Origin of the sequence: Rhizobium rosettiformans (assembly GCF_016806065.1) — a bacterium.
Classification (GTDB): domain Bacteria; phylum Pseudomonadota; class Alphaproteobacteria; order Rhizobiales; family Rhizobiaceae; genus Allorhizobium.
The window spans coordinates 71,076-96,486 of sequence record NZ_CP032407.1 but is presented as its reverse complement, the minus strand read 5'-3'; the positions used below and the strand labels follow the sequence as shown (position 1 = coordinate 96,486).

The 25,411-nt window shown below is 54.6% G+C and carries 16 protein-coding genes and 2 pseudogenes; 15 read left to right on the top strand and 3 right to left on the bottom strand.

What is annotated here, in order from left to right; translation table 11 throughout:
• Positions 1 to 11 precede the first annotated feature (11 nt).
• From D4A92_RS24295 to D4A92_RS24265, 7 genes are all read left to right on the top strand, one after another.
• Complete coding sequence (locus D4A92_RS24295; protein WP_203020990.1) at positions 12 to 1,859, top strand: methyl-accepting chemotaxis protein; 1,848 nt, start codon at positions 12 to 14, stop codon at positions 1,857 to 1,859.
• 14 nt (positions 1,860 to 1,873) lie between these two features.
• Positions 1,874 to 3,781 (top strand): diguanylate cyclase, encoded by a 1,908-nt coding sequence (locus D4A92_RS24290; protein WP_203020988.1) that lies wholly within the window; start codon positions 1,874 to 1,876, stop codon positions 3,779 to 3,781.
• A 63-nt stretch (positions 3,782 to 3,844) separates the two neighbouring features.
• On the top strand, positions 3,845 to 4,168 hold the full coding sequence (locus D4A92_RS24285) for an ArsR/SmtB family transcription factor (RefSeq protein ID WP_246754169.1): 324 nt from the start codon (positions 3,845 to 3,847) through the stop codon (positions 4,166 to 4,168).
• 14 nt (positions 4,169 to 4,182) lie between these two features.
• Positions 4,183 to 4,488, top strand: a complete 306-nt coding sequence (locus D4A92_RS24280; protein WP_203020986.1) for an ArsR/SmtB family transcription factor — start codon at positions 4,183 to 4,185, stop codon at positions 4,486 to 4,488.
• A 156-nt stretch (positions 4,489 to 4,644) separates the two neighbouring features.
• Positions 4,645 to 4,929 carry an HU family DNA-binding protein gene (locus tag D4A92_RS24275; RefSeq protein WP_203020984.1) on the top strand — a complete coding sequence of 95 codons (285 nt, stop codon included), beginning with the start codon at positions 4,645 to 4,647 and terminating at the stop codon, positions 4,927 to 4,929.
• A 441-nt stretch (positions 4,930 to 5,370) separates the two neighbouring features.
• On the top strand, positions 5,371 to 6,369 hold the full coding sequence (locus D4A92_RS24270) for a flagellar motor switch protein FliG (protein ID WP_203020982.1): 999 nt from the start codon (positions 5,371 to 5,373) through the stop codon (positions 6,367 to 6,369).
• Positions 6,370 to 6,873: 504 nt separating this feature from the next.
• A complete protein-coding gene (locus D4A92_RS24265) occupies positions 6,874 to 8,952 on the top strand; it encodes a sensor domain-containing diguanylate cyclase (protein WP_203020980.1) in 2,079 nt (692 codons plus the stop codon).
• Between the two features lie 128 nt (positions 8,953 to 9,080).
• On the opposite strand, the gene D4A92_RS24260 is transcribed toward D4A92_RS24265, so the two are convergent.
• Both D4A92_RS24260 and D4A92_RS24255 read right to left on the bottom strand, forming a co-directional pair.
• The gene (locus tag D4A92_RS24260) at positions 9,081 to 9,749 is read right to left on the bottom strand and encodes a helix-turn-helix transcriptional regulator (protein WP_203020978.1); all 669 of its coding nucleotides are present in this window, start codon (positions 9,747 to 9,749) and stop codon (positions 9,081 to 9,083) included.
• 761 nt (positions 9,750 to 10,510) lie between these two features.
• Entirely contained in the window at positions 10,511 to 12,307 is a 1,797-nt protein-coding gene (locus D4A92_RS24255) for a methyl-accepting chemotaxis protein (protein ID WP_203020976.1), read from the bottom strand.
• A 297-nt stretch (positions 12,308 to 12,604) separates the two neighbouring features.
• Between D4A92_RS24255 and D4A92_RS25185 the strand changes: the two are divergent.
• Positions 12,605 to 12,838, top strand: a pseudogene (locus D4A92_RS25185) (methyl-accepting chemotaxis protein); the annotation flags it as partial.
• Here D4A92_RS25185 and D4A92_RS25180 read toward each other — a convergent pair.
• Positions 12,828 to 12,974 (bottom strand): annotated as a pseudogene (locus D4A92_RS25180) (IS3 family transposase); the annotation flags it as partial. The pseudogenes D4A92_RS25185 and D4A92_RS25180 overlap by 11 nt on opposite strands.
• Positions 12,975 to 13,239: 265 nt before the next feature.
• Here D4A92_RS25180 and D4A92_RS24245 point away from each other — a divergent pair.
• The 7 genes from D4A92_RS24245 (at position 13,240) to D4A92_RS24215 (ending at position 25,187) form a co-directional block, all read left to right on the top strand.
• On the top strand, positions 13,240 to 17,715 hold the full coding sequence (locus tag D4A92_RS24245) for a PAS domain-containing protein (RefSeq protein WP_203020974.1): 4,476 nt from the start codon (positions 13,240 to 13,242) through the stop codon (positions 17,713 to 17,715).
• 29 nt (positions 17,716 to 17,744) lie between these two features.
• A complete protein-coding gene (locus tag D4A92_RS24240) occupies positions 17,745 to 18,935 on the top strand; it encodes a putative bifunctional diguanylate cyclase/phosphodiesterase (protein ID WP_348649903.1) in 1,191 nt (396 codons plus the stop codon).
• Between the two features lie 162 nt (positions 18,936 to 19,097).
• Entirely contained in the window at positions 19,098 to 19,820 is a 723-nt protein-coding gene (locus tag D4A92_RS24235) for an alpha/beta fold hydrolase (RefSeq protein ID WP_246754168.1), read from the top strand.
• On the top strand, positions 19,792 to 21,153 hold the full coding sequence (locus D4A92_RS24230) for a sensor domain-containing diguanylate cyclase (RefSeq protein ID WP_203020967.1): 1,362 nt from the start codon (positions 19,792 to 19,794) through the stop codon (positions 21,151 to 21,153). The genes D4A92_RS24235 and D4A92_RS24230 overlap by 29 nt, the downstream gene beginning before the upstream one ends.
• 226 nt (positions 21,154 to 21,379) lie before the next feature.
• On the top strand, positions 21,380 to 21,895 hold the full coding sequence (locus D4A92_RS24225; RefSeq protein ID WP_246754167.1) for a molybdopterin-dependent oxidoreductase: 516 nt from the start codon (positions 21,380 to 21,382) through the stop codon (positions 21,893 to 21,895).
• A complete protein-coding gene (locus D4A92_RS24220; RefSeq protein WP_203020965.1) occupies positions 21,895 to 24,087 on the top strand; it encodes an ATP-binding protein in 2,193 nt (730 codons plus the stop codon). Before D4A92_RS24225 ends, D4A92_RS24220 begins: the two co-directional genes overlap by 1 nt.
• Positions 24,088 to 24,101: 14 nt before the next feature.
• On the top strand, positions 24,102 to 25,187 hold the full coding sequence (locus D4A92_RS24215; RefSeq protein ID WP_203020963.1) for an HD domain-containing phosphohydrolase: 1,086 nt from the start codon (positions 24,102 to 24,104) through the stop codon (positions 25,185 to 25,187).
• Positions 25,188 to 25,411: the final 224 nt, after the last annotated feature.

The following is a 25,411-nucleotide window of genomic DNA, read 5'->3' as shown; positions in this document are numbered from 1 at the left end:
AAGGAACCTCCATGCCGAGACTCACTATTGCTCGCCTGCTTCTCTCTTTCGCTGTTGTGGTCGTCGTTGGATTGGCGGTTTCGATAGGGCTCCAGAGCTTCACGCTTTCCCAGCTCAAGGTTAACGGCCCAGTTTATGACGGTATCATCGATGGCAAGGACCTCGTCGCCGATATCCTGCCGCCGCCCCTCTATCTGGTTGAGGCCTACATGCTTGCCAGCGAAGCGGTCCTTGATCCGAGTAAGGCAGAGAGTGCGTCCACCAAAATTGCTGCTCTGGCTACGGACTATGAAACGCGACGCCAATACTGGCAGGTATCGCAACTGCCGCAGGCACTCAAGCTCAAGCTTGCCGAGGACGTCTTGGTTAAAGGCGATGCGTTCTGGCTACTCTACAACGAGCGCTTCCCACGGCCCGCTGCGTTCGGTGACGCAGCGTCTGCAGTTACCGCGATCCGGAAGTTGGGCGAGAAGTTCTGGGCTCATGACACCGCCGTGCGCGAACTTGTTCAGATGGCGAACGCTCACCTGGTGCATGAGGAGAGTGGGGCCCAGGCGACTTCTGTTTCGCTGGAGCGTTTGGCATTTGCAGGCAGCGGACTGTCAGTCCTGATGTTCATCGCTGGTATCTGGTACTTCCGTCGGCGTGCGATCACGCCTCTCACTGGTATTTCCAGCTATATGGCTCATCTTGCCAGCGGTGATCTGACCAAGGAAGTGCCGTTTGGCGACCGTACGGATGAAATCGGGGCGATGGCGCACTCGGTTGAGGTCTTCCGCCAGGCAGCACTTGAGCGTCAGCGCATGCGTGAGGAGGCGGAAGGACTGCGTACATTTGCCGCGGCCGAACAGCAACGTCGGGCGTCCGCAATGGCCGAGCAGGCGGAAGCCTTGTCCCATGTGGTGGAGACGCTAGGTGCCGGTTTGGCGCGCCTTGCCCAATGCAACATCCGCTATACGATCGATGAGCCCTTCGTGGCAGATTTCGAGCCGCTGCGAAACGATTTCAACAATGCGCTCGCGTCCTTCCAGACGACGCTTGAGCAGGTACTGGATACAACGCGGGCCATTCACGAAAACGGATTGGAGATGCGCTCGGCTTCCGACAATCTGGCAAAGCGCACAGAACAGCAGGCTGCAGCTCTCGAGGAAACCTCCGCGGCACTGGAAGAAGTTGCCGTTACTGTTGCACAATCCTCAGAGCGAAGCACCGAGACGCGCAAGCTTGTCGCGGAGGCAAAGGTCTGCACAGAAGACTCCGGCCGGGTCGTTAAAAACGCTATCGAGGCCATGAAGAATATCGAGCGGTCGGCCGCGGAAATTGGCCAAATCATTGGTGTGATCGACGAGATTGCGTTTCAGACAAACTTGCTGGCTCTGAACGCCGGTGTTGAGGCTGCAAGGGCAGGGGATGCGGGTAAGGGGTTTGCCGTTGTCGCTCAGGAAGTCCGAGAACTCGCACAGCGATCAGCTGCGGCTGCCAAGGAAATCAAAACGCTGGTCTCGAATTCGGGTCAGCAGGTGAATGTCGGGGTCAAGCTGGTCGATGACACCGGCCACGCGCTCGCACGGATCGACACTTATGTTTCATCCATTGATCGGAACGTCGATGCCATTTCGACGGCGGCTGTCGAACAGTCTGCGGGACTGCGCCAGATCAGTATCGCAGTCAACGAGTTGGATCAGATGACCCAGCAAAACGCTGCCATGGTGGAAGAGACGACGGCGCTGAGTCATACGCTTTCATCCGCTTCGACCCATCTCTCAACCCTGGTCAATAGCTTCGTCCTCAACCGTCGAACAAAAGTCCGAGAAGGCGGCGAAGCATCAGCTATTGCAGCACATAAGTCTGCCGCCTGACAAAGTGATGATGTATGGAACCCGATAGCCTGCTGATCACGTTTCTGGCGCAGCTGGGCGTGATCAGCCTTACGCTCACAATATGCTCGGTTATACGAGATCGGGTCCGAGGGAAACTGACCCTGCCCGGCAAAATCGCTAGTGGTATGCTCTTTGGCGCGACTGCCGTGCTGTTGATGAATATGTCGGGCGAGCTCATTGCAGGTTTTCGCTTCGACTTGCGGATTGTTCCCATCGCTGTGGTCGGGCTTATTTCAGGTCCGGTCGGCGCGGCAATTGCTGCCTGTCTTGCGTCTGCTGCGCGCGTCTGGCTTGGCGGCGCCGGCGTCCTGCTCGGACTGACCGGAGTTTGGCTCGCTTTCGCGGTCGCATTCCTGGGCTATTCATTGGCCAATCGTGGCTTCAACCGATGGCAGGACGTCGTCACGTTCAGCGCCTTGAACGCAGGTATAGCGTTCTTCATTCTCTTGCTGTTACCGCCAAACGTTCGGGATCTCCTCACACAGCAGAACGCACACCTCATTCTTTTGGGCCTCAACTTCCTGGGCACGTTGATCTCAACATCCTTCATCCGCATCGATCTGATCCGTCGCGAGAATGCGCAGCTGAATGAACTAAACAGGCAGATCGTTAGCGCGCTTCCAGATGCATTGAGCGTCAAAGACCTTCAGGGCCGTTTCCTGATCGCCAATGAAGCGACAGCAAGCCTTATGGGAGCAACAAGTGCTGCCGCAATGGTGGGCAAGACCGATTTTGATTACTACAGCCGCGAGGAGGCCTCCCTTTTCTGGGAGCAGGAACAGGCCTTCGTGCGCGAAGCCAAGCCGGTAACACTCGAGCAGCAGTTCGAACGGAACGGCCAGACCGTCTGGCTGAGCACAATAAAAGCCCCGTACTTTGAGGCGGGAAACATCAAAGGCATAGTCAGCCACACCTCTGATATCACCGCTCGCAAGTCACTCCAGGCTGAGCTGATCTCCACGCAGGTTCTGCTGGAAACCGCAATGGCTGAAATGGCCGACGGTCTGGCGATGTTCGATCCGGATGGGCGGCTGGTGATGTGGAACCAGCGCTACCTGGAGTTTTTCCCTTACATCGATGAGCAAAGCTGTTACGGCAGAACCCTGGCGGATCTTCTGACTGCCGGTGTTCTACGCGGGGACATCAAGCTGCCGTTAGGTGCATCACCTCTGTCCTGGGTGCAGGATGAAGTGGAGCGAAGCCAGTCTGCGCAACAGTCCGACTTGAGGCTCAGCGATGGCCGTTGGGTATCGAAAACGACGCGGACTGTGAACGATGGGGGATGGGTGACGCTCTATTCCGATGTCAGCGAGAAGAAGGCGGCGGTTCAGCAACTGGAACAAATGGCGAGCAAAGATGGGCTGACGGACCTGGCAAATCGCCGTATCTTCGACCGACGGCTTGACGATGCTGTTCGCACAGCACAGACGTGTGCGACGCCTCTCTCCCTACTGTTGATAGATGTCGATTACTTCAAGGCATATAATGACACCTACGGGCATCCTGCAGGAGACGAAGTTCTGCGTCAGATATCAGGAGTGCTTCGCTCTGCCTGTCGTGGCGAATTTGATCTCGTCGCCCGCTACGGCGGTGAAGAATTCGCAATCATCTTGCCTGCAACACCTGAAGAGGGGGCGCATGATGTGGCGACCCGCCTCGCAACTGCAGTTCGAATGTTGGATATTCCGCATGTCTCCAGCACCAAGGGCCGCGTCACTGTATCGGTTGGATTGGCATCTCTGAGCGCAACGACAGATGACCCGCAACAATTGCTGAAAAGCTGTGACAAGGCACTCTACGTCGCGAAAGGTGCAGGGCGCGATAAAGTCCGCGCCGCGCCGAGACAGTCGCAACCCGAAAAACTCAAACCAACAAAAAGAACCACACACTCTTCCGATTAACTAATGGTTCATCATGTTTGCCTATGAAAAATTAGACAAGCATAATATTGATGGAGAGTAGGCATGCATGTTGTATCGATGAAGTTCGAACCTCCATCCGGTCTGAGGGATGACGGCTCTCCGCTTGGGAAAGCTGCAAATGTTTTCACGAGTCTTTCTAACACAGTTAGGCTTGCTGTTCTTGTGCGAGTGATTGAGCGGGAATGGTCGGTCAACGAGCTTGCTGCCGAGCTTAAAATCAGTCAGTCCGCCCTCTCGCAGCATCTGGGAAAGCTGCGTCAGGCGCGAATTGTTAAAGTTCGCCGACAAAGCCAGTCTATTTTCTATCGATGCGATGACGACCTGGTACTCCGGTTGTTGGCCGAAGCTGGCCTGCTGAGACGGTAACTGGTCAAATTCAGATGGAACCGCGCGTCGACATCGATAGAGCGCTGAAGGCACTGTCACATCCGGGACGGGTCGACTTTCTGATTTGGCTAAGCCAGCCTGAGAAGTACTTCGGGATAAGTGCTGCGGACGCCAAAGGCGGCGTGCCGGCGGGGCGTTTCGAACTGGAAGGTCTTTCGCAGTCGGCCGTGTCCCAAAACCTTGCAATTCTTCAGAATGCCGGATTGTTGAGCTCCCGTAGAATAGGTAGCTCAATCTTATACCGCCGGAACGAAGAGAACATCGCTCAGTTAAAGCGCTGGATCACCGACGAACTCTGAATTCGCGTTCGCCGGAAAGGTCTGCGCGAAGGCTGGCATCTGGAGCCTTCGAAGAAGCCCGTAATGGTGTCGACTTTCGAGCTGTGCAGACGCTGGAGCATGACAATTTCATGCAGGTAGGGGACAGTTGGTCGTCATTAAAAAGCGGGACCCCATATGACCACCACCACCACCAACGAGATCGCAGCTAAAATCGTGGAAGATCATGGCGTGACGCGTGCTCAGGCCAAAGCAATTGTCGAAGCCGTGTTCGCTGCCATCACAGCTGCGGCAGTATCTGATGACGAGACTTCAATTCCCGGCTTTGGGAAGTTCAAGGTCAAGCACACCCCGGAGCGCGAGGCGCGTAACCCGGGGACGGGCGCCACCATCAAGGTGGCTGCTGCCAAGAAGCTGGCCTTCACACCCGCAAAAGCATTGAAAGACGCATTAAACAGTTGAGCTGCAGCCGGCAGGCAGCTTCATGGGTTCAGCTTCCATACGTTCCGTACCGTAGCGGATGTAACTTCGTGGTAACCTCTTGGAGCTATCGTCTGCTTAAGCAAACTCAGCTCGCCGGTCCAATCTGTTTTGCGTACGGGCCGGCTTTTTTCGTGTAACGACGTCCGCGTTAGCGTCAGAAAAATGAACCGGGCATTGAACCCGCGGAGTTCCTTCGAGGGACGAAACTTCCCTTACAGCCCGCCGTATGGCGGGTTTTTTGTTTCGCAACGCTAATGCACCGGGGGTTTCCTGGTTTAGAGAGGCAGTCACTCCGAACTCTCAAGGCTCGCGCAATCTGCAAGATGTTTCTTGGTAGAGGTATTTTCGCTCTTTGACGTCGTTCGGCAGGCACAATTTTCCGAAGACCTGTTTCGTTGAGACTACTGCGGAGGAACAGATTTGGCGCTCGCGTTTGATGATTTTGACCACTCGCTCACAAGTCAGCCTTTGACACAGGCAGGCAAGGCAGCTGCCATTTTGCTGGCCATGGGCAAGGAAACTGCAGGTCGCCTCCTTAGGTACTTCACCCAGTCCGAGTTGCGGAAAATTATAGCGTCTGCTGAACTGCTTCGTACGATTCCGCCACATGAGCTCGATCAGTTTGTCACCGAATTTTCAGCGCTCTTCACTCAAGGCGCTGGCCTCATGGACAGCGCGAAAGTCATTGAGAGCATACTGGAAGACAGTCTAACGCGTGAAGATGTCGATGAACGGCTCGAAAGCTGCGCGGCGTTCCGCGCATATCAGGCCGCTACGTGTGATCGACTTGAAGACGCTGATCCCAGAATGATCGGGCGGATGTTGTCTCGCGAACACCCAGAGACCGCTGCCTATATTCTTTCCATGCTCCCGTCATCATTTGGCGCCTCGGTTCTAGAGGGATTGTCAGAGTCTCGCCGGGCAGACATCCTAAACCGCGCGATTAACCTGAAGAGCGTAACCCCGAAAGCAGCACTCATTGTTGAGAAACGCCTGGAACAGCTCTTCGCTAAGATCGATGTGCGGCGCTCTTCGGCAGGGGCGTGTGAGGTCGCTGACAAGATCAACAAGCTCGACAAACATATCGGTGAAAGCCTGCAGCAGTCACTTGATACGATCAACAAAAATGCGGCTGAACGCGTTCGATCGCAGATCTTCCTCTTTGATGACATCGTGCTCATGCCGCAGCATAGTCGGGCGCTTCTATTCAATAATATCGCCAGCGACACTCTAACCATGGCTCTGCGCGCGGCGAGCCCGGCGCTGAAGGAATGTGTGCTGAATTCGATTAGTCCAAGGGCTCGACGTTTGGTTGAGGCGGAACTACGAACTGGCGTTGTTGGCATAAAGCCGCGCGATATTGCACTGGCGCGCCGTAGTATCGCCCGACAAGCGATAAGCATGGCAACGAGTGGGTAGTTTCCGGTTATGGAACGCGGTCAGGGATCAGCAGCGGCTTGAACAGTGCTTGGTGTGACGTTTGGTGTGCATCATGCAATTGAGGTTGCGGGATGCCGCTATTCTGCCGTTCGTCCTGCGGTGGGACCTCTGCTCAATCAAGACCCTGAAGATTGCCCGTGAGTTAGAGCCGAACGGGAGGCCAACAGCTTCTGGAGTTTGGTGCGCAACATCGTCACGCTTCTCAAGCCGCACAAGGCCGCCGGCGACTTCAATTTGGTCGGAGACGACCCCGAGTAACCGGCCGTATTCTAGACAATTCGTCGAACAGAGCACGCAAGCCTGAATTCGGTGCCACCGCTTTAATTCATGCTTCACTGCAATATGCCAGTCTGGGGCTCATTCAAATGAGGTCGAAATGAGTGAGCCTACCAGTCAATCCGTCGATAAGTTTTATGGGCAGTGCGCGCGGGCGGGGCTGTAGTCGGCATTTGTGTCTTTGTCACTGCTCTGGCGGGCATCGAGTTGACACGCGGCACTGAACGGATTGCCGCAATATGGATTTCCAATGCGGTGCTGCTTGCCGCCGTGCTCAAAGAAGAGCGATCATCTTGGATTTTCCTGTTCCCGGCAGCGTGGCTTGGAAACATCCTGGCCAATCTCCAATCTGGCGACGGCCTGCTCACAGCCGCAACCCTTTCTGCCGTAAACATGATTGAAGTTCTTATCTGTGCTTTGCTCGTGACCGGCTTGACGAAAGAGCGTGATTTCCGGCGCCCGAGACCAATGTTCATACTCACCGCGGTCTCTATGGGCCCCGCCTGCTTGCTATCGGCTGGAATTGCAGCCTTCGCATTGTATCAGATGACCGGAGCAAGCTTCATTTCGGTCTTTGCGAATTGGTATGCGGCGGATGCGCTCGGCCTGATCACAGTCACACCCTTGCTGTTGATTTTGAACAGGGGGGACTTAGCTGACCTGTTCCACCGACGGGTCCTGCTTCGTACATTATTCGTTCTCGTCGTTCTTGTCACCGCACTTGCAGCGGTCTTTCTACAGTCTACTCTTCCGCTGCTTTTCCTCGCCTTCCCTGCAATTATTCTTGCGACGTTTTGCCTCGGATTTCCTGGAGCGGCTTTCTCCGTGTTTCTTACGGCCATGATCGGACTGTGGTCGACCATGTACGGGCTTGGGCCGATAGCACTGATTCAAGAGTCACTTCGGATCAAACTATATGCCCTGCAGCTCTTTACTGCGACTAGCTCGATCACAAGCTTTGCAATTGCATGTTTGCTTGGAGAACGGACGCTACTTATGTCCGCGCTTTCTCAGGCCCCGGATTTTCACTATATCAAGAACTTGCGAAGTGAAATCGTCTCAGCAAATCTGAATGTCGCAAGGCATGTCGGGCTCCGTACGACGACAGAAGTCCTCGGCAAGACTGACTTTGATTTCACGAACCGCGAGCGCGCCAAGGAGCTTTTCATCGAAGAGCAGGGCGTGATGTTCAGTAACAACCCGGTCAACAACAAGGTTGAACGCGTTCTGGATGCTCGGGGTAATGAACGCTGGTTCGAGACGTCGAAAGTGCCGCTGCACTCAGCAACGGGACGTGTCGTCGGTATGGCAGGCGTCACAAGAGATATCATGGAGCGGAGGTCGCTTGAGCTGGAATTGAAGGCGGGCAAGGAGCGGCTGGATCTAATCCTTTCAGAAATGTCTGGCGGTCTGGCTGTTATAAACTCAGACGGCTTCATCATATTCTGCAATGAGAAATACAAATCCTTATTCCCGCTGACTGGCGAACTCAGGAATCCTGGTGCCTATCTTCCTTCGATACTGGCACTTTCTAAGGAGAAGGGCGAGGCTCCAGGTCTCGATCCAAAGATTGCCATGCGCAAGCTCAAAGAGGGCGCAGACGATGAGCTGGAGTTATACAACGGCACATGGCTACGTATTCGATCAAATCCCGTCGCCAACGGTAATACAACCATTGTGGTTTCTGATGTTACCGATATGAAAAAGGCGTATTTCGAACTGCGTGGTATGGCCAAAAAACTCGAGCTGCTTGCCGACACTGACGGCCTGACAGGACTATTCAACAGGCGGTCTTTCGATGAGAGAATTGAACAAGAGATCTCCAGGTGCAGACGTAACCGCAAACCAATCAGTCTGATCATGATCGATGTCGATCGCTTCAAGGCTTACAACGATCATTATGGACACCAGGCCGGAGACGCTTACCTGCAGAATGTTGCTAGAGTTCTTGAAGCCACCATCAAGCGGCCGGCTGACTTTGTCGCGCGCTACGGCGGAGAAGAGATGTGTATCGTACTGCCCGAGACGGAGCAGTCGGGAGCGTTTGTTTTCGCCGAGCATGTGAGATTGGCCGTCAATCGCCTCGCAATTGCCCACGCTAAGAGCGAAAAAATGCACGTCACTATCAGTGCCGGTGTGGCTGCACTTGTCCATGATGGAAAGGCGTCAACGGCAGCAGAGCTTATATATCGCGCGGACACAGCGCTTTACACTGCGAAGTCAGGCGGACGCGACCGGATTGCATGTTGGAATGGCTCTGGCGATGGGATGCTGCGTAGAATGTAATTAGTCGCAGCATTGTGCCGGGCTATCCGGGATGGTCGAAGCAGACCAGCCGACCCGAAATTCAATAAGCAGTCACGGAGGCAAACTCATCAGCTGTCCAACCATCTCTGCCAGAAGTTTGTAACCCGCTATGCCACGAGCCCTCGGCGTATGGTCTTCGCGATAAAGCTTAGTCGGTTGGTTGCACCCATCTTCTTCATTCCGGAGCGAATGTAGTCGTTGACCGTATGCTCCGACAGGCTCAGGATCACTGCTATCTCAGACGATGTTTTTCCCTCGCAAATCCACCGTGCGATCTCCAGTTCCCGCTTGGTCAAGCTCACGGGCTTAGGATCGATGGAAAATTGTGTGGTCGTCATCGCTGCATCCAGCTCACGGGAGCATTTCGAGGCAGTCTCTGCATCGCTGTGCAAGGAAACCACGACATAAGTGGCGGTGGACATCGATGGATGAGCCACATAGCGGAGCGCTACATTGTCACCCAGACGAACAACCGACGGCCCGTCAAAGATGACTTCCGCATGGCCCAGCAAGCGCCGCCACTGAACGTCGAGTGCAAAACTGGTGGAGGGATCTAGAACAAGACTTGCAGCATCATCCTCTTCGTCCCAGCCGTAGACCAGTCTGTTGTCCTCTCCATCCTCGATCTGGACGTGTTCGTAAACACCCAAAGCCGACGCATTCCATCGCCGGGCTATGACGTCTATTCGCTCGCACAGTTCCAGCATAGCATCCTCTCTTTTTTGAGACGACGCGATAGAAGCAATGCTCCCAGTATCCGAGCCCGAAATGGTCATTTTCTCGCATGCCCCCTAAAAGTCGGTGATGGTATATTTTTGTAGAAGTGTCATGGTGAGCCTGTTCCGAGGGGACAGGGTTTTCAGGATGGTATTTCCCCCAGAAAACAACTGCGGCGGCGAACCTGTCCCCTCGGGCCCAATTGATGGGCGACCTAGCTCGGCGTCACGATGCTTGTTCAGAGACTTGCGGCGGCGATGTCCTGAGTTGAAGCAGAGGTGCGTGACTTTCATCTAAGCTTTGGGAGTGTCAACGTTTTTTTACACGTATGCCACCAACTTGTAGATGAAATGATCAAAATACTTCAATATTTAGAGCCTGGGATATGGATTCACCATCAGCCTTTGGCTTCATTTGCAGCCCAGCCAGCGTTCTTTTCGGTATTGCATTAAAATCATAGAACAATTCGATGGTCGACACCGGCAAAGACCTTTCTCCCGCTTAGTCACAATGACCAAATAATCCTTTCGTGACTTTCACGCTCTGCAACTGAGGAGGGCACTCCACATCGTTTTTGGGGCGCCGGACTTCATTCACCGGGGGCTTACCCAATTAACGGGCTTCAAAAGTAGAATTTTCTCGGCAAGATGCGCTACGAGTCGTGTCGTGTCCCGACACGATATGACCCGAATTCCCTCTCTCCATGCAGCACACTCGCGCCAGTCGAGATCTGCGTCCCATGGACTTTAAACAGGACATGTTCAGTCAGCTATAACAAGCGCTTGGTCCGCCAACTGCGTAATCGTAGTGATTTGATCGCTTAGAATTGCTGCCACTCTTCTTGTTTCAGAGCAGCGTTTCCATACATCGCGGCTGACCGTCCAGACGCTGGCCTGGATTCGATGGTAGGTGCAGTTGGAGCTGGCGCCCGAGCGGGGCTGTGCGGTGACGAGGAAGAGGTCTTCTGCGCAGTATAGTGCCTGCCCAATGTGAACCGTGCGATGAACTGGCGCAGCCGCTGCGTCTCGTTCGCAAGCGTGGCGCTTGCCGCATTCGATTCCTCGACCATCGCGGCATTCTGCTGGGTCACCTGGTCCATCTGGTTGACGGCCGTGTTCACCTCAGAAAGACCGGTTGCCTGCTCCCGTGCCGAGCTCGCAATCGCCTGCATGTGGTCGTTGACCGCAACGATGTTGTTCTGGATCGTCTTCAGTGCCTCACCGGTCTCGCTGACAAGCTTGACGCCGTTCTTGACCTCTTCGGAGGAGTTGCGGATCAGCTCCTTGATCTCCTTCGCAGCACTGGCGGACCGTTGGGCAAGCTCTCGGACTTCCTGGGCAACGACGGCAAAGCCCTTGCCGGCTTCGCCGGCGCGAGCGGCTTCGACGCCAGCATTGAGCGCCAGCAGGTTGGTCTGAAAGGCGATCTCGTCAATCACGCCAATGATATTGGAGATCTGGTTCGAGGACTGCTCGATGCGCGCCATCGCGCCGACAGCTTCGGCCACGATCTGACCGGAGCGCGTCGCGCTTGTGTCGGCGGCCTGGGTGGCGTGACGGGCTTCCTCGGCGCGCTTGGACGCATTTTTGACATTGACCGTGATCTGGTCGAGTGCGGCAGCCGTCTCTTCAAGGGACGCTGCCTGCTGCTCGGTGCGCCTCGAAAGGTCCTCTGCGCTGGAACTGATTTCGCGTGTTCCGCCGTCAATCTGATCAGTAGAGAGGGCAACCGCGGCGAGCGTGCTGGCAAGCTGAGTGACGGCTTCGTTGAGGTTGGTTCTAAGAGGCTCGAAGTCAGCCGCGAAGGGCTTGTCGATCGTAAAACTGACATCGCCTTGAGCAAGTTTGCTCAGGGCTGCACCAACGGTGCTGACCGCATGCACCCGGTCGCTCACGTCGGTCGCGAACTTCACAACCTTGATGACATTGCCCTTTTCATCGGTGATCGGGTTGTAGGACGCGTTGAGGAATAGCTGGCGACCGCCCTTGCCATAGCGAACGATGTCGCCGATGAACGCTTGATTTGCCCTGAGCTGTGGCCACAGGGTCGAAAACGCGATGTCCCCGCTAGCGCCCTGCTCCAGAAACATGCGATGCGACTTGCCCTTGATCTCCGCGAGTGTGTAGCCGGTTGCGTTGAGGAAATTATCGTTCGCCGTGACGACCTCGCCGGAGGGGGTGAACTCGATCGCGGCCTGTGCCTTGCCAATCGCCTGAAGCTGTCCCTTGAAGTCGAGGTTCTGGAGCCTTTCCTTTGCATCCGCCCACTCCACCACGAAGCCAGTGGTTTTTGCGCCTGTTTTCAGAGGCGTCACGATCAGATCGAAGGCTCTGTGGCCGACCCAGATTGTCGCTCTGTGCTGGTTCTTCAGGCTGCTCAGCATATTGCGCTGATGACCTGGGTTCTTGTGGAAGATGTCGATATTGCTACCGATCAGCTTAGAGAACTCGAAACGGGGTAGCTCCTTCTTCAGGTCACTCTCCGCTTCCTTCAGCAGTTCCTTTACCGCCGTATTCATGTAGCGGATGTTGAGCTTCTCATCTGCAATCATGATGTTGGCAGTAACGACTTCCAGAGACTCCAGTTGGGCACGGGTGCCGCTCGAAATTCCAAACATCGTTGTGTCCTTTGATGACGAGAGGTGTGTGAAGTGAGCGAAAAGTATACAGAGAAGTGATCAACAGGGCGAAACTCGGTAATCGTATATCTTATTGTTTTTTCGATTTTTTCTGTTGAAATTAATATCCCATACTTGGTTTCGTATGTGTTAATGCGCTTACATAAGGTGTCTTCTTCAGAACGGATGCCGTCCCGACTGGTTCTAATTGTCGCTGGAGTTGCCCCTTAAAAACCGGACAGGACCAGGTTTCTGAATGGCGGTTTAAGAACTCGCGAGGCGAGCGATGTGCGCCGTGTCGAGGACAGTTCGCCGCAGCTCTTCAATATCATCGGTGTAATTGATGGGATTGCCTTCCAGACCAATCTCCTAGCGCTGAATGCCGGGATTGAGGCAGCGCGTGCCGGTGAAGCCGGCAAAGGCTTTGCCGTCGTTGCCCAGGAAGTGCGCGAACTCGCCCAACGTTCGGCCAGTGCTGCTAAGGAGATCAAGGGGCTGATCCAGAATTCCTCGACCGAGGTCCCTCACGGCGGCAGATCGCGGCGATGCTGTTTTCGCCACGCAGGCCTTCCTCGACGATCCGGATTTTCTCCTCTGGTGAATGATGCTTGTGCGCGGCGCGGCGGATGTCCTTGATCGCCTTCTCGGTCGCGATGTCTGGGCCCAAACTTTTAGCTCATTTTCACTTCCTTTGAATGAGCTACGATGAGCCGAAAATCATCTTTTCTTCCAATTAAGAGATTTCTGTCTCATTTGCGCTGATCCAGAAAGTGAAGTCATCATTCTTGTTATCGCGCCAAGGGACATAGCGTGCTTTCCGTCGCTGCGTTATATTTGGTTTAGAGAAACTCTATCGATGTTAGGGCCCCTGTTCTAAGTCTTGGGACGCGCTAACTTTTCGTCAAGTGTAACGGCAGCTTAGGATTGTAGAATTGACCCAGGTCCCTGCTTTTATGGAAGAGCAAAAGCGGTTGCAGGCACTGCGGGACCTCCAAGTCTTGGATACAAAGCCTGAACCGGAGTTCGATGCGCTAGTCAAGGCGGCAGCACTGGTTTGCTGTACTCCTATTTCATTGATCAGCCTGGTGGAAGAAAACCGACAGTGGTTCAAGGCGAGCGTTGGACTGCCGGGTGTCACTGAGACCCCCCGGGATGTCTCATTCTGTGCGCACGCGATGCAGCAAGGCGCGCTCATGGAAGTAGAGGACGCTACCAAGGACCAGAGGTTCTCCGCTAATCCGCTGGTCAACGGTGATCCTGGAATTCGGTTCTACGCCGGCGTTCCTCTGGCCCTCACCAATGGTCAATACGTCGGGTCCTTATGTGTGATCGATCGCGAACCACGCACTCTGACGCAGCACCAACGAGATGTGCTTAACCATCTTGGTTACGCAGCCGCACGCGCACTTGAAGCCCGCGTTGCGGTTCAATCTGAGAAGGAACTGCGTCTCGTCGAGGCGAGAGCCGCTGCAATACTGAAAAGTAGCCCTGATGCCGTTGTCACGATGGGTCTCGACGGAAGAATCCAGCACTGTAATGACGCGGCAGAGCGCCTGTTCGCTTGCACTGCTGATGATCTCATTGGACAGTCGATTGAACGGATCTTGCCCGCTGTGCTTGAAGACAAAAGGTTGCTCGATGTCACCGCATGGCTGGAAAAGGGGACGGGCAAATTAGTCGAGAGTTCAGGCCTTCGATCGGATGGGACGTCGTTTCCCGTGTCCATATCTTTTGGCCAGGTCGTTTCAGGGTTAGGCAGTTTCCTGGGCATGACGGCAATAATTCGCGATATTGGCGACCTTGTGAAGGCTCGGGCATCAGCGTTCGAAAACCAACAACGTGTTCGAAGACTGTATGAAACGACTCCAGCCATCATGCATTCAATTGATGCGAGCGGGCGCCTTCTCACCGTAAGTGATCGGTGGCTTGAGGTGTTAGGGTATCATCGTGAGGAGGTAATAGGCCGTTTTTCGTCCGAATTCCTGACGGAGGCTTCGCGGCTGAAGGCACGTGCCGTTCTTCCTGAGTTCTTTAGAACCGGTCATTGCGAGCTGGTCGAATATCAGTTGGTCAGCAGCCGGGGAGAGATCATTGACGTGTTGCTGTCGGCGACGCTCGAACGTGATTCTGAACGTCGGCCAGTTCGTACGATGGCAATCATGGAAGATGTCACACTCCGGCGGCTGGCAGAGCGAAGGCTGGCTGAAGAAAAGCGGCGCCTTGGCTACATCATCGAGGGCACGCAGGCTGGCACTTGGGAATGGAACGTTCAGACCGGCGAAACCCGGTTCAACGAGCGGTGGGCCGAAATCATTGGCTACACCCTTTCTGAAATGCAGCCCGTATCGATTGATACATGGATGAAACATGCGCACCCCGACGATTTGCAATCGTCAGGAGAGGCTTTGCATGCGCACTTTGATGGCAAGTCGGATGCCTACGACTTCGAGGCGCGCATGCGCCATAAAGATGGCCACTGGGTTTGGGTACACGATCGCGGCAAAGTTATCACCAGGACACCCGACGGCAAACCGCAGTGGATGTTTGGTACGCATCAGGACATCACGCTTCGGAAAATTCAGGAAGATGCACTTCGCAAAAGCCGCATTTTCCTTGAACGTACCGGAAAGGTCGCGGGCGTTGGCGGTTGGGAGGTCGATCTGGCAACAGGTGATATCATCTGGTCCGACGAGACTTGCCAAATACATGGCGTCGAACCGGGCTATAGGCCGACGATGGATGAAGCAATTGCCTATTATGCGCCAGAAGCCCGTCCAATCATTCAGAATGCGGTAGAAAAGGGTATGGCCACCGGCGAAGGCTGGGATCTTGAACTCCCTTTCATCAAGGCGAGTGGGGAGCGAATTTGGGTCCGCGCCGTTGGTGCGGTTGAATTCGACGGCGAAAAGCCAGTCCGTATAAGCGGTGCATTTCAAGATATCTCCGAGCGTATTGAACAACGTGCCAGATTGGAACGGCTCAACGAGCAGATGGCTGCTGCAACCGAGAACGGGGGTATCGGTATCTGGGATGCTGACTTGCGGACCGGTCGAACTTATTATTCTGACATATGGTGTGAGCTTCTCGGTTACTCGCGGGAAGAGTTTGGTAACGCAATCGACAATTGGCTGGCGCTGGTCCACCCGGACGATCGGGAACGGGCACAAGCTGCCGATCGCGATCATATTGCGGGCGAGACCCCGTATTTCGAGGAAGAGTTTCGCATGCGCCGTAAGGACGGCAGCTGGGTGTGGATTCTTGATCGCGGTAGGGTCGTTGCGCGCAACGATGATGGAAGTCCGGTCCGGATGATCGGCACCCATATTGATGTTTCTCGGCGAAAGGCGGAGGAGGAGGAGCGGCGGCTCCTTGCGGAGCGCATGTCGATTGCCACCGATAGCGGCGGCATAGGCATCTGGGACTATGATCTGGTCATGAATGTCGTGACATGGGATCCTTGGATGTACCGCTTGTTTGGTTTGCCCGAGCGCAGTGGCGAGCGCGTTTCTGATCTGTGGCGCCGGCATATCCACCAGGATGACTATGAGCGAATTGAGCAAGCCGCTCATTTAGCGATCAGAGAAAACCGCCCACTCAACGAAGAATATCGGATCATCAGGCCTGACCATTCGACACACTACATCCGGATCTCGGCGAAGGTAGTCTCGGACGTGTGCGGTCAACCATTGCGATTGATAGGCGCAGCCTGGGATGTGTCGGCTCAACGAAAAATGGCGCTCGAACTTGAAGATCAGCACGAGCTTATGCGCGTAACCCTTCATTCGATCGGTGACGCCGTCATCACGACTGACGCTTTGGGTATCGTCCAGTGGCTGAACCCGGTTGCCGAACGAATGACCGGCTGGTCGGCGGCCGAAGCCAGCGGGCAACCGAGCAGCGTGGTATTTGATATCATCAATGAGGAAACCCGCCAACGCGCGCCAGATCCGATTACTGCGTGTCTGCGGAGCCTTGATATCGTCGGCCTTGACGAAAATACGATGCTGATCGCTCGCGACGGTCAGGAATTTAGCATCGAGGATTCAGCAGCACCGATCAGGAACTCCGAAGGCGACGTGCTTGGCGCAGTTCTGGTTTTTCATGACGTCAGTGAACAACGGCGTCTATCGCGGGAAATGCGTTACCGGGCAAGCCATGATCCGCTGACTGGACTGATTAACAGGGCCGAATTCGATAGAAGGTTGCAAACTGTTTTTGAAAAGTCCCGCTTTGACAGCTCTTCGAACGTCTTGCTTTATATCGATCTCGATCAGTTCAAGATCGTAAATGACTCCTGCGGCCACGCTGTCGGCGACGATCTGCTCAAGCAGGTTGGCAAGTTGCTTGCCGACACAATCCGTTCGGGCGATACCCTTGCCCGCTTGGGAGGAGATGAATTCGGGGTTATTCTCGAAGCCTGCCCCGCCGCGAACGCGACGCGTATCGCACAGGCGATGTGTGACCGAATGCGTGACTTCCGTTTTGTCCACGACGACAAACGGTTTCGAGTCGGCACAAGTATAGGACTTGTGCCGATCGATGGAACGATGCAGAGCCTTGCTTCGATCCTACAGGCCGCGGACAACGCTTGTTACGCCGCAAAGGAAGGCGGTCGGAACCGGGTCCATGTCTGGGTTAACACCGATCAGGCCATAGCTGCCCGTTCCGGCGAGATGCGATGGGCATCGCGCATCGAGCGGGCGCTTGACGATGACCAGTTTGTGCTTTTCGCACAGAATATTCGGCCCATTAGCGGGACGCCGGCTGGTCGTCATGTCGAGCTTTTGATTCGCATGAAAGATGAGGACGGAAGTTTGATTTCACCCTCAGCGTTTTTGCCGTCTGCTGAACGCTTCAATCTTGCGACGCGTCTGGATCAGTGGGTGCTGACACACGCGATCGATTGGATCGCTCGCCTTCCAGAGGCAACCGAAACGGAGACGATTAGCGTCAATCTGTCCGGGCATTCTGTCGGGGATCGGTCTTTTCACAGGCAAGCCATGGAGATCCTGGACGAAGCTGGATATGCCGTGTGTCGGCGGCTGTGTTTTGAAATTACCGAGACGGCAGCCATTACCAATTTGGCGGATGCTACGACATTTATCGATCAGGTTCGAAGCAGAGGCGTCCGAGTCGCGCTCGACGACTTTGGTGCGGGCGCGTCTTCCTTCGGCTATCTGAAGCGCTTCCCCGTTGATTTCCTGAAGATCGATGGACAGTTTATTCGTGACCTGACGAATGATCCGCTTAACGATGTGGCGGTTCGTTGTTTTGTAGATGTTGCGCGCGTTCTGGGTATTAAGACTGTGGCGGAATACGTTGAGAGTGCCGAGATACTCTCAAAACTCGCTTCCATTGGCGTGGACTACGCGCAAGGCTTCCACATTCACAAGCCAGAGGCGATTTAGCACAAGTTGGGAAATACCAGAAGCCATCTCTGCTACTGATCGATATTGATGGCTTCAAAAAAATCAATGATACCTTTGGGCATGAAGTCGGCGATCAGTTAGTAAAGATCGTTGCTGATCGATTGAAAGAGATCCCGACTGCCAAGGGCGAGCTCTTCAGGCTGGGCGGAGATGAATTCGCGCTTCTTCTTCCCTTCAACGATCAGTTTCGACTGGCGCGGCTCTGCGAGAGGATCCTTAAGACCGTTAAGCGTCCCGCGGGCTTCAGCGGCCACAATCTTTCTGTCACCTGTTCAATTGGATGTTGTACATCTGCGGCAGAAGGCTGGACCGTCAACGACCTCCTCAAGTCCGCAGATGTTGCTCTGCGTGAAGTCAAGAGATCTGTTCGAGGTACATACGAGTTTTTTGGAGAGCGAAGTGAGAGCGGTCTGACACTTAGATTGGCTGCAATTGCTAGGGTTCTCAATGCGGTCGCGGCCAACCGTCTTTTTCCTTTCTTCCAGGAAGAGATCGACTTGATCACTGGGCGCCGGTGTGGATTTGAGGCCCTGGCAAGGATTGTTGACCCAGACGGCTTGACTGTGATGCCCGCGGAGTTCTGGCCCGCGTTTTCAGACCCTGACTGTGCCAGGGCAATCAGCGAACAAATTTTGACCAAGACACTGATGCAAATGCAGCAGTGGACCGAGCTAGGTCTCGACTATGGTGTCGTCGGCATCAACGTGTCTGAGGTCTGTATTCGTGAACGATCCTACGCCGACCACATATTGACGGAGCTAGATCGCTACGACATTGCGCCAGGTTCTTTGATGATCGAGATTACTGAGACCGTAATCCTTGCTGAGGGCGAAGATGTCGTTCTCGAAAACATCCGGGCCCTAAAAAGGGCAGGTTGTAAGATTGCCCTAGATGATTTCGGCACTGGGTATGCGTCCCTGTCTCATCTCCGGGACTATCCCATCGACTACGTAAAGATTGATCGTTCATTCATTAAATGCCTACCAGAACACCCGGAAAATCGTACCATCGTCATCGCGTTGGTGCAGCTCTGCAAGAGCCTTGGATTGAAGGTCATCGCTGAAGGTATCGAGGATACACAGACGGCGTCAGTTCTGCGCGAGATGAACTGTGACGTTGGCCAAGGTTTCTTGTTTGGTTCCCCAAAAAGCGCCTCCGAATATGATGTTCGTCAATCCCCGATTGTGAGTTCAGGGTGAGCCTTTACTCTTCCTAAACAATGAACATCCATAATTTCAGATATGTGAAAATACGAGATATCTATGCGACAGCGAGATCCAACCTACAAGTATGCGATAAAGTCCTTCGGTACGGCTCGTAGCCCGATAATCTTCGCTCATGGGTTGGGTTGCGATCAGACGATGTGGAAGGATGTTGCGCCTGCATTCCAGAACAAGCACCAGATCGTCCTGTTTGATCTCATGGGTTTCGGCAACTCAGATGCTAGCCATTTCTCGTACAAGCACTATCAGGCCCTCACAGACTATGCAGATGATTGCATTGAAGTAATTGAACATTGTTGCACTGAACCGGCAGCTTTCGTTGGTCATTCCGTCAGTTCGATGATCGGGGTCCTGGCAGCAGCCAAACGGCCTGAACTGTTCAGTCAGCTAGTTCTTATTGGGCCATCCGCTTGTTACCTCAACGATGGTGATCGCTATCGCGGGGGATTCGAGAAACAGGATATCGAAGGGCTGATCGACGCCATGCAGTCCAACTATCTCGGTTGGGCAGGGCAAATGGCACCCGCAATCATGGGTAACTCCGACCGTCCAGAACTGACGGACACGCTGCGCGAAAGTTTCTGCAGAACCAACCCTGAGATCGCCAGGCATTTCGCGGCTTTGACCTTCTGGAGCGACAACCGATCAGACCTGGCAAAGGCTTACACACCGGCGCTGGTCTTGCAGTGCGCCGAGGACGTCATCGCTCCGGTCGAGGTTGGCAAATATGTAGCCGACCAAATGCCGAATGCGACCTTTGTTCAACTCAAGGCAACGGGACATTGCCCACACGTCAGTCATCCGGCCGAGGTCATCCAAGAGATCGAACGATATGTCGGGTCAGCAAACTCTCATCTCTGAGGCCTACAATGGCGAGGTTGATTGGAACGATGCCCCGTGTGCGTTGGTGGTCGTTGACGCCAACTTTTGTATCCTGCGCGCCAACGCCTGTTTCGGCGGACTGACCGGCGCGTCCGAACGCGAGATAATGGGCGAGCGAATTAGCCGGAAGTTTACGACCGCAAGTCGGCTCTATCTTGAGAGTGTTCTCATTCCGCTTCTGCATATTGAAGGCCGCTGCCACGAGGTCGCACTAACGGTGCAGGGAAATGCCGAGCCATCGCCGGTTCTGGTCAATATCTCGATGCGCAACCACCTGGGTCCTCGAGTTTACGATGTGGCGCTTTTTCGAGCCTCCGCTCGGCGCTCGTTTGAAGAGCAACTCGTAGCCCTGAGACAAGACTCCGAACGACGCGCAGCATGGCTCGCACAGCTTGAAGAGCTGTCTGGCGTTGGTGCCTGGACTTATGAAGTTAGAACCGGCCGACTGTTGTGGTCAGATCGGGTGTACGACCTCTACGGGGTGCCGCACGGCGCTCCAGTGACATTGGAAATGGCACTGGAGCCCCTTTCCGCGGATGTCCGCCACGGTATCGAAGCTATCACGAAGAATCCTGAGCTGTGTGTTGAGCCCATGGTGCAGGAGTTTGATTTTCGCCATCCCTCTGGACAGGTGCGCCGCTTTAAAAGCGCTGGGCAGTACAGCCTGAACCATCAAGGCGAGCCCGTGATACAGGGTGTCCTCCAAGATGTGACAGAAGCTCATAATCGCCAGCTTGATCTGTGGAACGCCGCCCACATCGACCAGATGACAGGTCTTGGAAATCGATACCTGTTCAACGCAGAGCTGGGACGCAGAGCAGATGTTACGCAAGCGGTTAAACCATTCAGCTTGATGGTACTCGATCTCGACGGCTTCAAGGCCGTCAATGATACGTTTGGTCATCATGCCGGCGACGCAGTCCTTCGGACAATCGGTCGAAGGATAAGCAAGCTGGATTCGTTGATGGCCTTTCGGCTCGGCGGCGACGAGTTTGCCATGATCCTCGAACGCCATCAGGGCGCGGATACCGCTGACAATTTTGCACGCCGGTTGCTGTCGGAAATATGTCGACCGATCGACATTGGCAGACAGGACGTCACTGTAAGTGCGTCGATTGGCATCTCGGCATATCCATCGGATGGCAAGGACAGTGACGCTATTCTTCGCGCCGCCGATTTCGCCATGTATGCAGCAAAGAATTCCGGCAAGAACAGGTACGCTCGCTACCGCCAGCAACTGGGCGAGGGAACACAGCTGGTTGCCGCATCGGCCGATCATGAAGATCTGCCTGCACCACCAACTGGTAAATGACTGATTTTACTCCCGTTGTGGGGAGGGGGCTCCAATGCACTTCATGTCGACAAAACTCGAACGCGCGAAACTTGCGTCTCTCGAAACGATCTCTGCGAATAGCCGTATTTGGCGAAGGTTCTCGTAGCATGTGCCGTTTTGCAAATGCTCTGCCGCGGCCAGACACTTTTAACCCTAACAGCGTGACACAGCGCGTTCGTTCAACGTTCAGACTGGAGGATACGAGATGAACACCATGGCCTTGAAACTGCTCATCACCGCCGCCGCTTTTATCAGCCTGGCGGCAGCTCCTACAATGGCACTGGATGCACCCAAGGGCGAAGTAATACTGACGATCAAAGGATCGGACCTCGCCAATCCCAATGCTGGAGAGACAGCACAATTTGATCTTGCCATGCTTGAGGCACTCGCCGGTCGTTCGGGCAAGATGGAGACGCCATGGACAAAAGGCGAGATCGAGTTTTCGGGACCCTTTCTTCGAACGGTACTGGAAGCGGCTGGCGCTAAGGGAACGACCCTTAATGTGAAGGCGCTCAACGACTACGTCGCGGTGGTTCCAATGGAGGATGCCGCAACGATCGACACAATCCTTGCCACCCGTATGAATGGTGAGCTGATGTCTATTCGAGACAAGGGGCCGCTCTTCCTCATCTATCCATTCGACACTGACAGCTCTCTCTACAATGAGAAGTATTTCTCTCGATCGGTCTGGCAGATCAAGGAAATCGAGGTCACTCAGTGATGCAGACCATTCAGCCAGTCAGCATTGAGGCTCTTCGCACGGCCAGCAAGGTGACGGTCGCCCTGCAGATCTTTGCAGCCTTGCTGCTGATTGGACTGGTCGCAATATTTCTGATGATTGCCCACAGGTATACCTCCCTACAGGATGGCATTCGTGAAAACGCATTGTGGTCAATTTATCAGCTCGACCGAGAGACACGGAAGTTGCACGAGGCCGTTCATCTATCTGCCATGGCACCGGAGGTGTCGGCCGAAACGCTTAAAGGTTTATCGAACGGATATGATATTCTTTACTCGCGAATGAAGATCCTGGAGGAGGGGGCGTTCGATCGGAAGTTCGGCGGTGATCAGGATGCAGGTCCAGCGATTGCGAAAATCTTTGACACAATCCGCAGTCTTGAGCCGATTCTTGATCGCTATTTAGCCAGTGGAACTCTCGGACCGGAAGATCTGGCGCGAATGGATGCGTCTCTTGAGCCGTTGCTTACCAACACTGAAAGCCTCCTGATTTACGCCAACAATGCAGTGAGCTCAGACCGGGCTGACGCTCGTGCCGCGCTTCTGTCGCTTCAACTGAGATCGGCAGTACTTGTCGCCCTTCTCGTTGCCTGCGTCGGTTTCCTGATCTTTTCCCTGCGCCGTCAACTGTCGTCGGTGCGCACAGCAGGTCTTGGTTTGGAGGCCATGGCGCAAGACCTTCAGAAGTCCTATTTTGCCGCCGAAGCTGGTAATCGTTCCAAGTCGCAGTTCATGGCGACTATGGGGCATGAAATCAGGACGCCGCTGAACGCGATACTCGGGACAACCGAACTCTTGCAGCTTTCTGGACCGGACCGGGCCGTTGCCCAAGGTCTAACAACAATTCAAAAGTCCGGCGAGGCTCTGCTCGAGGTGATCAACGAGATCCTCGATTATGCCAAGCTCGACCATGGCAAGCTGACCACGGAGATGCGGCCACTGGTGGTCGCAGAGCTCGTCGGGTCTGTTGTTGATATTCTTGAAGATCGCGCTGGTGAAAACGGCAATTTGATGCGCGCGATCTATCCGGAGGCGCCCGCATTCCCTGCGATTGAATCTGATCCCACTCGACTACGGCAGGTCCTGCTTAATCTTCTCAGCAACGCTTTGAAGTTTACTCAAAACGGTGTTGTGACGCTCAAGGTGAGCGAGCAGGTGGTTGAAGGCCGGTCGTATGTCAGGTTCGATGTGACCGACACTGGCATCGGCATTGACCCTGAGGGCATCGGCAAGCTGTTCAAGCCATTCTCACAGGTAGATGCAACGATAAGCCGCAAATACGGAGGCACGGGCCTCGGACTGACGATTTGCAAGGAAATCATCGAGCAACTCGGCGGACGTATTGGTGTTACAAGCGCCAAGGGGGTGGGCAGCACGTTCTGGTTTGAGGTGCCGGCCAAGCCAGCCGAAATGCCGATCTCCGTCGCGCGGTCTGGTGGACGCGATGTGATCCTTGAGAGGCGGCGGGTGCTCCTTGTGGAGGACAACAAGATTAATCAGCAAGTGGCTATCGGCTTTTTGCGTCATCTTGGGCAGTCAGTTGTTGTCGCCAACGATGGCCTTGAGGCAGTGGAACTCGCCAGGGCAGAAGACTTCGACCTCATCTTTATGGATATGCAGATGCCGAATATGGACGGCATCGAGGCCACACAGCACATCCGCAAGCTTGAGGGGCGACGGGGTCAGGTGCCGATCGTCGCCATGACAGCAAATGCCTCCGAGGATGATCGCCAACGTTGCGACACAGCGGGGATGAATGCATTTCAGTCAAAGCCCGTGACCTTGGCGAAACTGCGCGAAAGCCTGCAGACACATGTATCCGTAGGCGACTCCGCTATCGCGCCCCTCTTTGTGTCTCCCAGATTGGACGATAGCTTCGAGGAAAGGCGCAAGGAGATGGTCGACGCCCTCGGCGAGGAGGTGTTTATGGAATTGGTCGCGAGCTTCTTCAACGATGCCGACGTCTTGCTGCAAAAACTGCAGCGTTGCTCAGAGGACGGTGAGGATGCAGAGCAGGATCATCTGCTGCACACCCTCAAAGGTGCTGCCAGCAGTATCGGCCTGCAAGCCTTCGCCGCGAATTGTCAGGAACTTCGAACTCGGCCCCTGACCCGCCAAAGCGTGTCGGATCTAGAAAGGAACATCGAATCCTATAGATCCCTTTTGGCCGCCTGACCGAGTGTGTGAATATGCGTATTCTTCTTGTCGATGATAATCCGACCAATCTGACATTCCTCACAAAGCTTGTCGAAAAGCTGGATTGTGTCGCGCTAGCCTATGCTGCGCCGAACGACGTGTTGGATGAGCTGCCATCTCTCGATTACGACGTGGCTGTCATTGATTATCAAATGCCGGCTTTGAACGGCATTGAACTGCTCAACGAGATAATGCGGTTCGAGAAATACCGCGGCAAGCCAGCGGTATTCGTTACGGCTGACAACGACCAGATGGTGCGCATGGCAGCCTTAGAGGCGGGAGCTATTGATTTCCTCACCAAACCAATCAATCCGCTGGAATTCCTTGCACGCGTCCGAAACCTCCTATCGCTTGTCATCGCGCAGAACAAGCTTGCGGACACAGCCGAGTGGCTACGGGCCGAGGTCGACAAAGCAGTAGCCGCGCTGCGATCTCGTGAAGAAGAGATCATTGATCGCCTCACGTTGGCTGCCAGTTACAAGGACTCAGAGACCGCCAAACATACAAGAAGGGTGGCAGATTACTCTGAAGCGATCGCTCGGGAGTACGGATTGCCTCCCGAATACTGTGCCGATATTCGACTGGCCGCTCCGATGCACGACATCGGCAAAGTCGCGATACCCGACGCTGTCCTGCTGAAAAAGGGCAGTTTGACAAAGCAGGAATATGCGGAGATGCAGAAGCACACTCTTGTCGGCTGTGAAATCCTGCGAGAATCCCAGTCCAGCCTGATGCAGCTGGCAGCAGAAATCGCTGGCAACCATCATGAAAGGTGGGATGGAAAGGGGTATCCGCGGCAACTTTCTGCGCAGGAGATTCCCTTATCTGCTCGCATCGTGGCGCTCGCTGACAATTTCGACGCCTTGACCACGGTACGGCCCTACAAGGAAGCTTGGCCGGTTGAACGAGCAGTCGCTCACATCATCGCTGGAGCTGGCAGCCAATTCGATCCCGCTTGCGTGCAAGCCTTCCAAATGGCACTGCCGGAGATCACGAATATCATGCTGGACCACGCTGACGATGCTGGTGCCAAGGCCCTATTGCATTCTCACGACGCAAACTCGATGCGCACTGCATAGGTGAGGTTTCAATCAAATCGGCGGGATAAGGAGACGATGCGCGATCGACGTCTCTGTCTCGCTTGTTTCAAAAAGGAATGAGGCACGATCATCATCGTGAGGGGCCTGTGCCACAGGGGACAACAAGAGTTGGAGTTCCAAGGAAGAGCGCATGGACATCGCGCTCGCAGTGCTGGTGTACCGGCGTATCCGATTTCAGTGGTAGGTTGACGAGAGCGTTAAAA

Coding starts and splice junctions, on each gene's coding strand:
- D4A92_RS24220 (WP_203020965.1), top strand. CDS start 21,895: ATGCAGACCATTCAGCCAGTCAGCATTGAGGCTCTTCGCACGGCCAGC.
- D4A92_RS24255 (WP_203020976.1), bottom strand. CDS start 12,307: ATGTTTGGAATTTCGAGCGGCACCCGTGCCCAACTGGAGTCTCTGGAA.
- D4A92_RS24235 (WP_246754168.1), top strand. CDS start 19,098: ATGTGGAAGGATGTTGCGCCTGCATTCCAGAACAAGCACCAGATCGTC.
- D4A92_RS24230 (WP_203020967.1), top strand. CDS start 19,792: ATGTCGGGTCAGCAAACTCTCATCTCTGAGGCCTACAATGGCGAGGTT.
- D4A92_RS24290 (WP_203020988.1), top strand. CDS start 1,874: ATGGAACCCGATAGCCTGCTGATCACGTTTCTGGCGCAGCTGGGCGTG.
- D4A92_RS24285 (WP_246754169.1), top strand. CDS start 3,845: ATGCATGTTGTATCGATGAAGTTCGAACCTCCATCCGGTCTGAGGGAT.
- D4A92_RS24275 (WP_203020984.1), top strand. CDS start 4,645: ATGACCACCACCACCACCAACGAGATCGCAGCTAAAATCGTGGAAGAT.
- D4A92_RS24260 (WP_203020978.1), bottom strand. CDS start 9,749: ATGACCATTTCGGGCTCGGATACTGGGAGCATTGCTTCTATCGCGTCG.
- D4A92_RS24280 (WP_203020986.1), top strand. CDS start 4,183: ATGGAACCGCGCGTCGACATCGATAGAGCGCTGAAGGCACTGTCACAT.
- D4A92_RS24225 (WP_246754167.1), top strand. CDS start 21,380: ATGAACACCATGGCCTTGAAACTGCTCATCACCGCCGCCGCTTTTATC.
- D4A92_RS24295 (WP_203020990.1), top strand. CDS start 12: ATGCCGAGACTCACTATTGCTCGCCTGCTTCTCTCTTTCGCTGTTGTG.
- D4A92_RS24215 (WP_203020963.1), top strand. CDS start 24,102: ATGCGTATTCTTCTTGTCGATGATAATCCGACCAATCTGACATTCCTC.